The 13,227-nt window shown below is 59.9% G+C and carries 11 protein-coding genes and 1 riboswitch; of the genes, 1 reads left to right on the top strand and 10 read right to left on the bottom strand.

Annotated features, from left to right (window positions below; translation table 11 throughout):
- Positions 1–11 precede the first annotated feature (11 nt).
- The 3 genes from greA to carA are packed head-to-tail and all read right to left on the bottom strand — an operon-like array spanning position 12 to position 4,841.
- Positions 12–488, bottom strand: coding sequence for a transcription elongation factor GreA (gene greA / locus VK725_RS01880; protein WP_325316364.1), 477 nt, complete (start codon positions 486–488; stop codon positions 12–14).
- On the bottom strand, positions 485–3,712 hold the full coding sequence (gene carB / locus VK725_RS01875; protein WP_325316363.1) for a carbamoyl-phosphate synthase large subunit: 3,228 nt from the start codon (positions 3,710–3,712) through the stop codon (positions 485–487). Before carB ends, greA begins: the two co-directional genes overlap by 4 nt.
- Before the next feature lies 1 nt (position 3,713).
- Complete coding sequence (gene carA, locus VK725_RS01870) at positions 3,714–4,841, bottom strand: glutamine-hydrolyzing carbamoyl-phosphate synthase small subunit (protein WP_325316362.1); 1,128 nt, start codon at positions 4,839–4,841, stop codon at positions 3,714–3,716.
- A gap of 215 nt (positions 4,842–5,056) precedes the next feature.
- Between carA and VK725_RS01865 the strand changes: the two genes are divergently transcribed.
- Complete coding sequence (locus tag VK725_RS01865; RefSeq protein ID WP_325316361.1) at positions 5,057–5,761, top strand: 2OG-Fe(II) oxygenase; 705 nt, start codon at positions 5,057–5,059, stop codon at positions 5,759–5,761.
- 12 nt (positions 5,762–5,773) lie between these two features.
- Here VK725_RS01865 and VK725_RS01860 read toward each other — a convergent pair whose 3' ends face one another.
- The 7 genes from VK725_RS01860 to hrcA form a co-directional block, all read right to left on the bottom strand.
- The gene (locus tag VK725_RS01860; RefSeq protein WP_325316360.1) at positions 5,774–6,781 is read right to left on the bottom strand and encodes a sodium:calcium antiporter; all 1,008 of its coding nucleotides are present in this window, start codon (positions 6,779–6,781) and stop codon (positions 5,774–5,776) included.
- Position 6,782: 1 nt separating this feature from the next.
- A riboswitch (yybP-ykoY riboswitch) is annotated at positions 6,783–7,012 on the bottom strand.
- A 45-nt stretch (positions 7,013–7,057) separates the two neighbouring features.
- Entirely contained in the window at positions 7,058–7,873 is an 816-nt protein-coding gene (dapB, locus tag VK725_RS01855; protein ID WP_325316359.1) for a 4-hydroxy-tetrahydrodipicolinate reductase, read from the bottom strand.
- 78 nt (positions 7,874–7,951) lie between these two features.
- Entirely contained in the window at positions 7,952–9,076 is a 1,125-nt protein-coding gene (gene dnaJ / locus VK725_RS01850) for a molecular chaperone DnaJ (protein ID WP_325316358.1), read from the bottom strand.
- Positions 9,073–9,651 carry a TMEM175 family protein gene (locus tag VK725_RS01845; protein ID WP_325316357.1) on the bottom strand — a complete coding sequence of 193 codons (579 nt, stop codon included), beginning with the start codon at positions 9,649–9,651 and terminating at the stop codon, positions 9,073–9,075. The genes dnaJ and VK725_RS01845 overlap by 4 nt, the downstream gene beginning before the upstream one ends.
- A 62-nt stretch (positions 9,652–9,713) precedes the next feature.
- Positions 9,714–11,648, bottom strand: a complete 1,935-nt coding sequence (dnaK, locus tag VK725_RS01840; RefSeq protein ID WP_325316356.1) for a molecular chaperone DnaK — start codon at positions 11,646–11,648, stop codon at positions 9,714–9,716.
- Positions 11,649–11,767: 119 nt separating this feature from the next.
- The gene (gene grpE / locus VK725_RS01835; protein ID WP_325316355.1) at positions 11,768–12,304 is read right to left on the bottom strand and encodes a nucleotide exchange factor GrpE; all 537 of its coding nucleotides are present in this window, start codon (positions 12,302–12,304) and stop codon (positions 11,768–11,770) included.
- Positions 12,305–12,384: 80 nt separating this feature from the next.
- Positions 12,385–13,227 (bottom strand): heat-inducible transcriptional repressor HrcA (hrcA, locus tag VK725_RS01830; RefSeq protein ID WP_325316354.1); only part of this gene is annotated, 843 nt, incomplete at its 5' end.

Genomic DNA, 13,227 nt, shown 5'->3' with positions numbered 1-13,227 from the left:
TTTTGGAACGCCTATTGGTAACTGACGCCCGTGATTTCGTAATGCTTCACACCGTTGGGTGCTTTGAACTCGAAGCTATCGCCTGCGCTTTTACCGATCAGCGCGCGTGCAATCGGCGAGGACACGGCGATCAAGCGCTGCTTGATGTCGGCTTCAAGATCGCCAACGATCTGATACGTCACCGCCTCACCGCTGTCTTCGTCTTCCAGGTCCACCGTGGCACCGAACACAACCTTGTTGCCCGGCGTCAGGCGCGACACGTCGATGACTTCGGCCGTCGACAGCGCGGCTTCCAGCTCGGCGATGCGACCCTCGATGAAGCTCTGCTGTTCGCGCGCTGCGTGATACTCGGCGTTTTCTTTCAAATCGCCGTGTGCGCGGGCTTCGGCAATCGCCGCGATGATCTTCGGGCGCTCGACCGACTTCAAACGATCCAGTTCGCCGCGCAAGCGTTCCGAACCTACCTTGGTAATGGGGGCGCGACTCATGCGCTCAGCTCCTTGTGAAGTTCCTGCAGACTGTGCACTTCGCCGGTATCGTGGAAATCCAGCGAATGCACCAGCGCGCGCGCGCCTGCGACGGTGGTTGAGTAGGTAACGCGATGCTGCAAGGCTTCGCGGCGGATCGAGAACGAGTCGGCGATCGCCTGCTTGCCCTCAGTGGTGTTGACGATATAGACGATTTCGCCGTTCTTGATCAGATCGACGATATGCGGGCGACCTTCGAGCACCTTGTTGATGCGCTCGCACGCAACGCCATGGCTCGTGAGGTAGGCGGCTGTACCGGACGTGGCGACAAGACTGAAACCGCGCGCCATGATGTCTTTTGCAATAGACAGCAGGCGGTCCTTGTCAGCATCTCGTACCGAAACAAACACTTTGCCTTTGGGCGGTGTCTTGATGCCGGCTGCATCATGGCCGCGTGCAAACGCAGCGCCGAAGCTGCGACCCACACCCATCACTTCGCCCGTCGAACGCATTTCCGGCCCGAGGATCGGATCGACGTTCTGGAACTTCAGGAACGGGAAGATAGCTTCCTTTACTGAGTAGTAAGCCGGAATGACTTCGCGTGTGGTTCCCTGCTCCGCCAGGCTGCGGCCAGCCATGCAACGTGCCGCGATCTTAGCGAGGGGAACGCCTGTCGCCTTGGAAACGAACGGCACCGTGCGCGATGCGCGCGGATTCACTTCCAGAATGAATACTGTGTCGCCCTGAATCGCAAACTGCGTGTTCATCAGGCCAATGACTTTCAGTTCCTTCGCCATCAGGCTGACTTGTCGACGCAGTTCGTCCTGGATCGCAGGTGACAGCGAATAAGGCGGCAGCGAGCAGGACGAATCGCCCGAATGCACGCCAGCTTCTTCGATGTGCTCCATGATGCCGCCAACGAGCACGTTGCCCGTCGTGTCGGCAATGATGTCGACGTCCACTTCGACCGCGTGATCGAGGAAGCGATCCAGCAGCACGGGCGAATCGTTCGACACCTGCACGGCTTCGCGGATGTAGCGCGAAAGATCCGCGTCGTCGTACACGACCTCCATCGCGCGACCGCCCAGCACATAGCTGGGACGCACGACGAGCGGATAACCGATCTCGCGCGCCAGCGCCAACGCTTCATCGGCATTGCGCGCAGTGCGATTCGGCGGCTGCGTCAGACCCAGCTTGGTGATCATTTGCTGGAAGCGTTCGCGATCTTCGGCCAGATCGATCGAATCGGGCGATGTACCAATGACCGGCACGCCGGCCGCTTCCAGTGCACGAGCGAGCTTGAGCGGCGTCTGACCGCCGTACTGCACGATGACGCCTTTCGGTTTTTCAAGGTCGACTATTTCCAGCACGTCTTCGAGCGTCAACGGCTCGAAATACAAGCGATCGGACGTGTCGTAGTCGGTCGAGACCGTTTCCGGATTGCAGTTGACCATGATGGTCTCGAATCCGTCTTCGCGCAGTGCGAGCGCAGCATGCACGCAGCAATAGTCGAATTCGATACCTTGACCGATACGGTTCGGACCGCCGCCCAGCACGATGATCTTGTCGCGGTTGGTCGGATTGGCTTCGCACTCTTCCTCGTAGGTCGAATACATATAAGCCGTGTGCGTGGCGAATTCGGCGGCGCAGGAGTCCACGCGTTTGTAGACCGGGCGAACGCCCAACGTGCGGCGCAGATGACGAATCGCCGCTTCGTTCGTGCTGGTCAGCTCGGCGATACGCGCATCGGAAAAACCAAGGCGCTTAAGTTCGCGCATGCGCGATGCGTCCAGCGCAGAAAGGCCTTGCTCCTGCACTTCCTTTTCAGTCAGAACGATGTCTTCGAAGGCCGCGAGGAACCATGGATCGACACGACTCAGTTCGTGGACTTCTTCAAGCGTGAGGCCTGCACGGAACGCATCGGCCAGATGGAACACGCGATCCGGACGCGGCTCGCGCAGTTCGCGCTTGAGCGTTGCCAGACCATCTTCCGTGTCGATGTCCAGACCCGTCGGATTAAGACCGGTCTTGCCGATTTCCAGGCCGCGCAACGCCTTCTGCAGCGATTCGTGGAAACTGCGGCCCATCGCCATCACTTCACCCACCGACTTCATCTGGGTCGTGAGACGTGCATCGGCCTGAGGGAATTTCTCGAAGGCAAAGCGCGGAATCTTGGTGACGACGTAGTCGATGGTCGGCTCGAACGATGCCGGCGTGAGACCACCGGTGATGTCGTTCTTCAGTTCATCGAGCGTGTAACCGACAGCGAGCTTCGCTGCGATCTTGGCAATGGGAAAACCCGTCGCCTTCGAGGCCAGCGCCGACGAACGCGACACGCGCGGATTCATCTCGATGACAACGACGCGGCCGGTTTCGGCATTTACACCGAACTGCACATTGGAGCCGCCCGTATCCACACCGATCTTGCGCAGCACGGCGATGGAGGCGTCGCGCAGGCGCTGGTATTCCTTGTCAGTGAGTGTCTGTGCGGGCGCGACGGTGATCGAGTCGCCCGTGTGGACACCCATCGGATCGAGGTTTTCGATCGAGCACACGATGATGCAGTTGTCCGCTTTGTCGCGAACCACTTCCATCTCGAATTCTTTCCAGCCGAGCACAGATTCTTCCACCAGCACTTCGTGTACCGGCGAAAGCTCCAGGCCGCGCTTGACGATCTCTTCGAATTCTTCGCGGTTGTAGGCAATGCCGCCGCCCGAACCGCCCAGCGTGAAGCTGGGGCGAATGATCGTCGGATAACCCACGGTGGTCTGGATTTCCACAGCCTGTTCGAAGGAACGCGCCACTGCTGCTTTCGGGCACTCCAGACCGATTTCCGACATCGCGACGCGGAACAGCTCGCGGTCTTCGGCCATGCGAATGGCTTCGCGCGATGCACCGATCAGTTCGACTCCGTACTTCTCGAGTACACCGTTGTCGGCCAGATCGAGTGCGCAGTTCAAACCGGTCTGGCCGCCCATCGTCGGCAGCACAGCATCCGGGCGTTCTTTCGCGATGATGCGTTCCACCGTCTGCCAGTTGATCGGCTCGATGTAGACGGCATCGGCCGTCTCCGGATCGGTCATGATCGTGGCGGGGTTGGAGTTCACCAGGATGACGCGGTAGCCCTCTTCCTTCAGCGCTTTGCATGCCTGCGCGCCGGAGTAGTCGAACTCGCAGGCCTGGCCGATGACGATCGGACCGGCCCCGATGATGAGAATGCTCTTGATATCGGTACGTTTGGCCATCTCAGCGGGCCTCCTGCATCAGCTTGGCAAAACGATCGAACAGATAACCAATGTCGTGCGGACCTGGACTAGCTTCCGGGTGGCCTTGGAAGCAGAACGCTGGACGATCGGTAAGTGCGAAGCCTTGCAGCGAACCATCGAACAACGAGGTATGCGTAATGCGCACATTGGAAGGCAGCGTCGCGGCATCGACCGCGAAGCCGTGGTTCTGCGAGGTGATCAACACGCGACCATCGTCGTGATCTTTCACCGGATGGTTTGCACCGTGATGACCGAATTTCATCTTCAATGTCTTCGCACCGACCGCAGCGCCCATGATCTGATGACCTAGGCAGATGCCGAACAACGGAATCTTCGCATCGAGGAATTCGCGCGTGGCGGCAATCGCGTAATCGCACGCGGCCGGATCGCCCGGTCCGTTGGAAAGAAACACGCCATCGGGCTTCATGGCCAGCACGTCGGACGCAGATGTTTGCGCGGGTACGACAGTGATCTCGCACCCCTGCTCGGCGAGCAGGCGAAGAATGTTGCGCTTCACGCCATAGTCGTAGGCGACGACCTTGAAACGCTTCGCCGGCTGACGGAACGCCGTGCGGTCGAGGTCATAGACGCCTTCGTTCCAGCCGTAAGACTTGTCGACACTGACTACCTTGGCCAGATCCATGCCGTTCAATCCGGGGAACGCGCGCGCCTTGGCGAGCGCCGCGTCGACATCGATCGATTCGCCAGCAACGATGCAACCGTTCTGTGCACCTTTGTCGCGAAGAATGCGGGTAAGACGGCGCGTATCGATACCAGCAATGGCGACGATGCCGTGGCGCTTGAGGTAATCGGGCAGGCTTTCGGTGCTACGCCAGTTGCTTGCGCGGCGAGGGACGTCGCGAACGATCAGGCCGGCGGTGTGGACGGCGGTCGATTCGGCGTCTTCGTCGTTGCAGCCAGTATTGCCGATGTGGGGGTACGTAAGGGTGACGATCTGGCGGGCATAGGAAGGATCGGTGAGGATCTCCTGATAGCCCGTCATCGCTGTGTTGAAAACAACTTCGCCAACGGTGTCGCCAGTCGCACCCACGGAGTGGCCGTGAAATACGCTGCCGTCTTCGAGGGCAAGCAGAGCGGAAATGGGCATGTGGGGCCGCCTTTAGGTGCAGCAAAGTCCGCAAGCCGCAACAAAGCAGGCTTGTGGACCTTGGGTCATGGAGAGTCTCGGGCGGGTATAAATTTTAAGCGGTGGCGGCCTTTCTGTCCACCTAAACCGGTCATGAAAAACGCGCCACGACGCGTCAGGTGTGTCGCTCTCGCGCTAGACTGGCGGCTACTTAGCCGGTGAACCTCCCATACTTCATGAATGCGACTGTGTTGCTCGATCCGATCCGACTTGACCGTCCCGATACGGATATACGGGAGCAACCCTTCCCGTTCATGATTGCGCACGGCCAGCTGCCGGATGATGCACGCGGCGACCTGGAGCGCGACTTCCCCAAGTACGCCAGCGCAGGCTTCTTCCCTTATGACCCGGTGGACTGTGGCCCGTCGGTCAATGCGCTTGTCGAGCAGATGACCACGCCGCAGTTCGCCAGCGCGATCGGGCGCCATCTGGGCATCGAAAATCTGGGCCAATATCCGACGCTGGTGACCTTGTGCCGCGCGCTGAACAAGCGTCACGGCACCATCCATACGGATAGTCGCTCGAAAGTCGCCACCGCCCTGCTCTACTTGAACACGCAGTGGCCGGACACTAGCGATGGCTGCCTGCGTTTCTTGAATCGAATCGACAACATCGACGATATGGCCGCGCCCGAACTCAAGCCGCTATATGGCGAGTTCGCCGTGTTCAAGCGTTGCGACAACTCCTTCCACGGTCACCTGCCCTACGAAGGGGAGCGCCGCGTGATCCAGGTGGCGTGGCTTACCAGTGAAGAAGAGAAGTTGCGTAAGACCAAGCGCGGAAAGTTTTCGCGCGCCTTCAAGAAAATCTTTGGCGTACTGGACCGTAAGCTGGGTGCCGATCGCGATCGCAGCGCGTCGCACAAGACGCGCGACGCGTAAACCTTTCGCTCTTCACGCGCTGAAAAAGTGCCACCCCACGTAAAGGGCGAACACCCCGTAGAGCAATCCGACCGGCACCAGCCAACGCCCGTCGACGCGTCCTCGATGGAACAGCCAACACAGATAGACGATCGCAAGCGTGGTGACAATGCCCGACGCGATCAGCGGCTTGTCGAACATCCACGGCGTCGCAAACAGGCCCAAGGCGCTGGGCACAGTGGCCTGAATCATCATCGCGCCCGAAATATTGGCAAGCGCCAAGCGTTCTTTACCCTGACGCACCCAGATAAGCGCGTTCATCGTTTCAGGTAATTCCGTCGCAACCGGGCTCAGCAGGAGCGCTACCAGATGCGGCGGCAAATGCATCGCCACGCCAATTGATTCGATTTGCGATACGAAAACGTGGGAAGCGACAGCAATCACCACTAGCGCGAACACGGTCTGTATCACGACCATTGTCAACGTCGGCACTTCCGAACGGGGCTGAAATTTCAGTGGCTCAAGCGCTTCATCATTAGACGTTTCATCGTTGTGATTAAGCTCCCGCCACACGTAAAGTGCGTAGGCAGCGAGAAACAGCACGCCAAGCCATGGCTTAAACGCGAAGGCGATCAGACCAAGCGTGCACTTCACAACAAAAATCGAAAGAAACCACGCCTGATCGCGCGCAAGCCGCGTTTCTCCCGCGCGTACTCGTGTGTCGTTTCGACCCAGACGGCGGCAATTGATCCACAAGGCGACGCCGACCACGGCATAAGCAATGGTAGCGAGCACCAGCGGACCGCCCATCGCCGCGCCGACGCCGATATCGCGAACTTCAGGCGTTCGTCCAAGGATTACCGCAACGAAGGTCACTGCGCTCTCGGGCAACGCCGTACCGAATGCCGCAAGCACAGTGCCGGTGGCGGTCGCACTCAGATTGAGCTTTTGCCCCAGCCATTCGATGCCGTTGACGAAATACTCGCAGGCCAAATAAATGACCCCGGCGGACAGCAGGAAGAGCAGCGTCGTGATGAGCATGGAACATTCCGGGCCGGGCGAGCGAGAAAACCCATGGCACACGCACGTCCTCGCCCGGCGGGGTGAGTCGTGTGTGGCCAAAGGTCTCGCCGGACCATCGCTGACGTGACTGTCTGCGACAACCATCCGCGCCATGAAGCATCAAGGCTTCAAGTATGTTGACGCGGATTCCCCGGTACGAAGGCGTGGCGCCTTGTGCAGCGAGGATGGCTACTCCCCAATGACAACGGGGCGGATGGTACAGGGGTCCGGGAATACGAACAACCGGTCGACGGTCTATGCGGTCGTTTTTGCCTGCCGCGACTGCAGCATTTGATCGATGCTGTAAGCACCTGGCTGGTGACCTGCCAGCCAAGCCGCGGCTTCCAGCGCACCGCGCGCGAAGATCGAGCGGTCGGTGGCGCGATGGCTCAACTCTACGCGCTCGCCCTGACCTAACAGCAAAGCCTCGTGTTCTCCGACAACATCGCCGCCGCGCACGACGGCAAAGCCGATCGCACCACGAGGACGCGCACCCGGCCGTCCCTCGCGCGCGAATACGCCATCTTTCTCCAGCGTGGTTCCACGCGCATCGGCGGCGACATGTCCTAGCGCAAGCGCGGTGCCTGAAGGCGCATCTTCCTTTCGCGAGTGATGCGATTCGATGATTTCCAGATCCCAATCCGGCAACGCCGCAGCGGCTTCGCGCAGCAGGCGTGTCAGCACCGCAACGCCGAGGCTGAAGTTTGCTGCATGCAACACTGCGATGCGCGAGGCAGCTTCTGTCACCCGTTTTTGAAGCGATGCATCGATGCCGGTAGTGCCGGTAACAAGCGCCGCACCGTGTTCCACGCAATGCGTCAAAGCCGCGGCAAGTCCATCCGGACCGCTGAAGTCGACGATCACATCGGCGTTACGTGCCGACTGCCAGTCGTGGCTATAGCGAATCGACGTGGACAGCTCGCCGAACACCGGTTTGCCATCATGATCCGATCCCGCGGAAACACCCGCATGCACCAGCTCGAAGCGGCGATCTTCGCGTACCAGCGCGAGCAGCGCCCGGCCCATGCGGCCGGACGCACCATTGATGGCAACACGGATAGGTTGCGTCATGCGACTGTTCCTCGATCTATCGGAACAGGGTAGCGCGTTTGCCCGAACTGGCAACAAGGCCGGGCGACAAGTAGTGCTTTACGAGGTGACGCGCGACCAGAACTGCTTGACGCCATCGACCCAGGTCTTGGCACGTGGCGTGTGCTTGTCGGCCTCGCCATTGGCAAAGGTTGCTTCCAGCTGTTCAAACAAGTCGCGCTGTTCGCGTGTCAGACGCACCGGTGTTTCGACAACGACACGGCAGATCAGATCACCCGTACGACCGCCACGCACCGATTTCACACCGCGCCCGCGCAGCGTGAACTGCTGACCCGTTTGCGTTTCGGCGGGAATCGCAATCGGCACTTCGCCATCAAGGGTGGGAACCTGCAGCTCCGCACCCAACGCGGCTTGCGCGAAGCGAATAGGCAGTTCGCAATAAAGGTTGTTGCCTTCGCGCTGGAAGATGGCGTGCTCGCGCACACGCACTTCCACGTACAGATCGCCGGGTTCCGTGCCTGCCGGGCCGGCTTCGCCCTGCCCGGTCAGACGGATGCGATCGCCATTGTCGACGCCTGCCGGAATATTCACGGACAACGTGCGTGTTTCTTCCAGACGACCTTCACCGTGGCACTCCTTGCACGGTTTCTCGATCGTGCGACCGCTGCCTGCGCAATGCGGACACGTTTGCTGGATGGAAAAAATCCCATTCTGCATGCGCACGCGACCGTGGCCGCCACAGGTTCTGCAGGTAACGGTTTTACCATCGTCCGAACCGCTGCCATTGCAGTGATGGCAATTCACCTGCGTGGGAATGTCGAACTTCTTCTCGCTACCGAACACGGCTTCTTCGAGATCCAGTTCCATGATGTAGCGCAGATCCGAACCGCGACGCGGGCGTCCGCGACCGCCGCCGCCACCGAAAATATCGCCAAAAATATCGCCAAAGATGTCGCCCATGTCGCCGAAACCACCGGCGCCACGACCGCCCATGCCATTTTCAAAAGCGGCGTGCCCGTACTGGTCGTACATCGAACGTTTCTGCGGGTCGGACAGAACTTCGTAGGCCTCCTTGGCCTCTTTGAATTTTTCCTGCGCGTGCGGATCGTCCGGGCAACGGTCCGGGTGATATTTCATCGCCAGACGACGAAAGGACTTTTTCAGCTCCCCTTCGGTAACCGTTCGTTCGACACTCAGAATTTCGTAATAGTCACGCTTGCTCATTGCTTGATCCGCGATTCGATGCGCCGATCGGGAATGAACCAGATCGCAGCCACCGTGGCATAAAGTAAACACGACACCCACGGCGCCACGAACGCCAGCAAGATGCCAATCAGGTACATGGTGACGGCGACCTTGCCTTTCCAGTCGCGGCCTACCGCTTGTGCCAGCAGGGATTCACGGCCACCGTTGGCAGCGATCAGGCAGTACTGCAAAGGCACCCACGCGATCGCACACATCAACAGCACAAAGCCATACAACGCCACCGGTAACCGGGCGAAATGGTTTTCGCCCATCCAGCCTGTTGCCACCGGCATCAACGACAGCCAGAACAACAGATGGAGATTCATCCAGAGCACACCGCCATTCACTTTCTCGGCGGCTTGCAGCAAGTGATGATGATTGTTCCAGTAAATGCCCACGTAGACGAAGCTCAACACGTAGCTCAGGAACACCGGCCACTGCGGGAACAGCACGTCCCAGCTGTCGCCGTGCGGCACCTTCAGTTCCAGCACCATGATGGTAATGATGATGGCCAATACGCCATCGCTGAAGGCTTCGAGCCGCCCCTTTTCCATCGCCTCCCCTCCAACGGCAACGAGCGCCCTTGCGGGCGCTCGTTTTCAACTACTTTAACCGATCAAGACGACTTGCCGTCGTTCTTCACTTCCGTGAATTCCGCATCGACCACATCATCGGGCTGCGACGAACCGCCCGGACCCGGGCCGTGCTGCTGCTGTGCACCGGCATCGCCCGCACCACCCTGCGCAGCGGCCTGAAGCGCCTGCGCCACCTGCTCGAGCTTGGAAATCTTCGACTCGATGGCCGCCTTGTCGTCGCCGTCCTTGACCTTTTCCAGGTCGGACAACGCGCCTTCGATTTCGCTGAGCTGAGCACCCGGCACCTTGCCGCCATGCTCTTTCAGCGCACTGCGCGTGGCATGCACCAACTGATCGGCCTTGTTGCGCGTACCGACGAGCTCGTGGAATTTCTTGTCTTCTTCCTTGTTCGCTTCGGCGTCCGCCACCATGCGCGCGATTTCTTCTTCGGACAGACCCGAGCCGGCCTTGATCTCGATCTTCTGTTCCTTGCCAGTCTTCTTGTCCTTCGCCGACACGTGCAGGATGCCGTTAGCGTCGATGTCGAAGGTCACTTCGATCTGCGGCTGACCACGCGGCGCCGCATCGATACCTTGCAGATCGAACTTGCCCAGCGACTTATTGGCGTTCGCACGTTCGCGCTCGCCCTGCAGCACATGCACGGTCACAGCCGTCTGATTGTCGTCAGCCGTGGAGAAGACCTGCGACGCCTTGGTCGGCACCGTAGTGTTCTTCTCGATCAGCTTGGTCATCACGCCGCCCATCGTTTCGATACCGAGCGACAGCGGAGTGACGTCGAGCAGCAGCACGTCCTTCACGGAACCGCCGAGCACGCCGCCCTGAATCGCAGCGCCAACGGCCACGGCTTCGTCCGGATTCACATCTTTGCGCGGTTCCTTGCCGAAGAAGTCCTTCACCGACTCCTGCACTTTCGGCATGCGGGTCTGACCGCCGACGAGGATCACTTCGTCGATGTCGGACACGCGCAGGCCGGCGTCATTCAATGCGGTGCGGCACGGTTCGATGGTCTTCTTGACCAGATCTTCCACCAGCGCTTCGAGCTTGGCGCGTGTGAGCTTGATGTTGAGATGCTTCGGACCGGAGGCATCGGCCGTGACGTACGGCAGATTCACTTCGGTCTGATGCGAGGACGACAGTTCGATCTTCGCGCGCTCGGCGGCATCTTTCAGACGCTGCAGTGCAAGCGGATCCTTGCGCAGGTCGATGCCCTGATCCTTCTTGAATTCCTCGATCAGGTAATCGATGACGCGCATGTCGAAGTCTTCACCACCAAGGAACGTATCGCCGTTGGTAGCCAGCACTTCGAACTGCTTCTCGCCGTCGACTTCGGCGATTTCGATGATCGACACGTCGAACGTACCGCCACCAAGGTCGTACACCGCAATCTTGCGATCGCCGCCCTTCTTGTCCAGACCGTAAGCCAGTGCGGCAGCGGTCGGCTCGTTGATGATGCGCTTCACTTCCAGGCCGGCGATCTTGCCGGCGTCCTTGGTCGCCTGGCGCTGGCTGTCGTTGAAGTAGGCCGGCACGGTGATCACCGCTTCGGTCACCGGCTCGCCGAGATAATCCTCAGCGGTCTTCTTCATCTTCATCAGCACTTTCGCAGAGATTTCCTGCGGTGCCATTTTCTTGCCGTCAGCCGTCGCTACCCATGCATCGCCGTTGTCGTGCGCAAGGATGCTGTACGGCACGATGTGCAGATCTTTCTGCACTTCGGCGTCGGTGAATTTGCGGCCGATAAGGCGCTTCACCGCATAGAACGTATTCTTCGGATTGGTGACGCTCTGACGCTTGGCGGGCGCACCGACCAGCACTTCCCCATCCTTGGTAAACGCCACAATCGAAGGTGTGGTGCGATCGCCTTCGGAATTCTCAATCACTTTGGCGGTGCTGCCATCCATGATGGCGACGCACGAGTTGGTCGTGCCCAGGTCGATGCCTATGATCTTGCCCATATGTATGCTCCGGAAATCTCTTGTGGCAGCCCCTCGGCCGCGAATGGTTGAGAGATGGGGTTGCGCTGAAAGCGTTCAATACCAGCTGAACCCCGCAGTACTGGAATTGCAGGCCGTGTTCAGTCGTCCTTGGCCACAGCCACCAGTGCCGGGCGCAGCAATCGATCGTTCAATACATAGCCTTTCTGCAGCACGGTGACGACGGTGCCAGGCGCCTTGCCCGGGGCCTCCACCATGCTGACGGCGTGGTGACGCTCCGGATCGAGCGGTTGATCGACCGGATCGACCTGCACCAGGCCGTTGTTGCTGGCGATACGCAAGAGCTCCTTCAGCGTAAGGCTGAGGCCTTCGCGTACGGCATTTACATCGCCGCCTTCGACCGATAGGCCACGTTCCAGACTGTCGTAGACCGGCAGCAGGTCGTTGAGCAGCTTCTCGTTGGCAAAGCGGCGCGCCTGCTCCAGATCGCGGTGCAGCCGGCGGCGCTGGTTTTCCAGCTCGGCTTTCTCGCGCAGCACGGTCTCGCGCAGGTCCTTGTTGCCCGCTTCGAGCTCGGCGATCTTGGCCTTGAGGGAATCGAGCTCGGCGCCCGACGACTCAATCTGTACGCCGCTTTCCGGCGTTCCGGTGGGCGACTGCGAATCGCTGTTATGCATGAATAACTCCAACGTCGTCCTGGGCCGGTACGTGATACCGACCATCAAAAACTGCGGGTAAACCCGCCTCCCGAGGCGTTTTATAAGGCCGTAGCCGCCCTATTCAAGGCTTCACTCAACAAACCGGCGGTGGCCTGCACCACGGGAATCACCCGCTCGTACGCCATTCGGGTTGGCCCGATAACGCCAACCGCACCCAACAATCTACCCTGAGCACCGTAACTGGCCGTGACGACGCTACAGCCATCGAGCGCGGCGAAACCCGATTCCTCACCAATGAATAATCGCACGCCGGGCGCCTTGGCGCAGACTTCCATCAGCTGAAGCAGCTCATTCTTCTGGTGGAACGCCTCGAAAAGCTCGCGCAGGCGATCCAGATTGGCCAGCTCCGAATACGCCATCAGGTTGGTCTGGCCGCTGATCAGCACATCTTCGTTTTGCGGGGCGAACGAAGACGCCGCCAACTCGACCGCACTGGAAAGCATCTGGTGGAGTTCGCTGCTGGCTTCACGCAACTCGCGCAGCAGGTGCGCACGGATATCGTCCACGCGCAGGCCGACGAAATGTTCATTGATGTAGTTGGCGGCTTGCTCCAATTCGCTGCCATCCAGCGCTTTAGCCAGCTGAATCACGCGGTTCTGCACCTGGTTGTCCGAGAACACCAGAATCACCAGTACGCGTGCATCGGGCAGCGGCACGAAGTCGATGTGCCGCAGCGGGAAGTCAGTTTGGCGCGGCACCGTCACGACGCCGGCGAAGTGCGTCATCGCCGACAGGAGCGCCGAAGCATTGCCGACCAGATCGCGCACGGTGGTCGGACCGGGCGGCAACTCGCGTTGCAGCCGAACCATTTCGTCGCGCGGCAAAGGTTGCAGTTCGATCAGGCTGTCGACGAAAAGCCGTAGACCGCGCGGCGTGGGGAT

This window comes from Dyella sp. (genome assembly GCF_035486915.1).
Taxonomy (GTDB): Bacteria; Pseudomonadota; Gammaproteobacteria; order Xanthomonadales; family Rhodanobacteraceae; genus Dyella_B.
Note: the sequence above shows the minus strand (reverse complement) of the source record. Positions and strands in the feature narration are given on the sequence as shown.

What these genes read in the sequence shown, in the direction of transcription:
- greA (WP_325316364.1), bottom strand. Translation starts at nt 488, where the DNA reads ATGAGTCGCGCCCCCATTACCAAGGTAGGTTCGGAACGCTTGCGCGGC.
- carB (WP_325316363.1), bottom strand. Translation starts at nt 3,712, where the DNA reads ATGGCCAAACGTACCGATATCAAGAGCATTCTCATCATCGGGGCCGGT.
- carA (WP_325316362.1), bottom strand. Translation starts at nt 4,841, where the DNA reads ATGCCCATTTCCGCTCTGCTTGCCCTCGAAGACGGCAGCGTATTTCAC.
- VK725_RS01865 (WP_325316361.1), top strand. Translation starts at nt 5,057, where the DNA reads ATGAATGCGACTGTGTTGCTCGATCCGATCCGACTTGACCGTCCCGAT.
- VK725_RS01860 (WP_325316360.1), bottom strand. Translation starts at nt 6,781, where the DNA reads ATGCTCATCACGACGCTGCTCTTCCTGCTGTCCGCCGGGGTCATTTAT.
- dapB (WP_325316359.1), bottom strand. Translation starts at nt 7,873, where the DNA reads ATGACGCAACCTATCCGTGTTGCCATCAATGGTGCGTCCGGCCGCATG.
- dnaJ (WP_325316358.1), bottom strand. Translation starts at nt 9,076, where the DNA reads ATGAGCAAGCGTGACTATTACGAAATTCTGAGTGTCGAACGAACGGTT.
- VK725_RS01845 (WP_325316357.1), bottom strand. Translation starts at nt 9,651, where the DNA reads ATGGAAAAGGGGCGGCTCGAAGCCTTCAGCGATGGCGTATTGGCCATC.
- dnaK (WP_325316356.1), bottom strand. Translation starts at nt 11,648, where the DNA reads ATGGGCAAGATCATAGGCATCGACCTGGGCACGACCAACTCGTGCGTC.
- grpE (WP_325316355.1), bottom strand. Translation starts at nt 12,304, where the DNA reads ATGCATAACAGCGATTCGCAGTCGCCCACCGGAACGCCGGAAAGCGGC.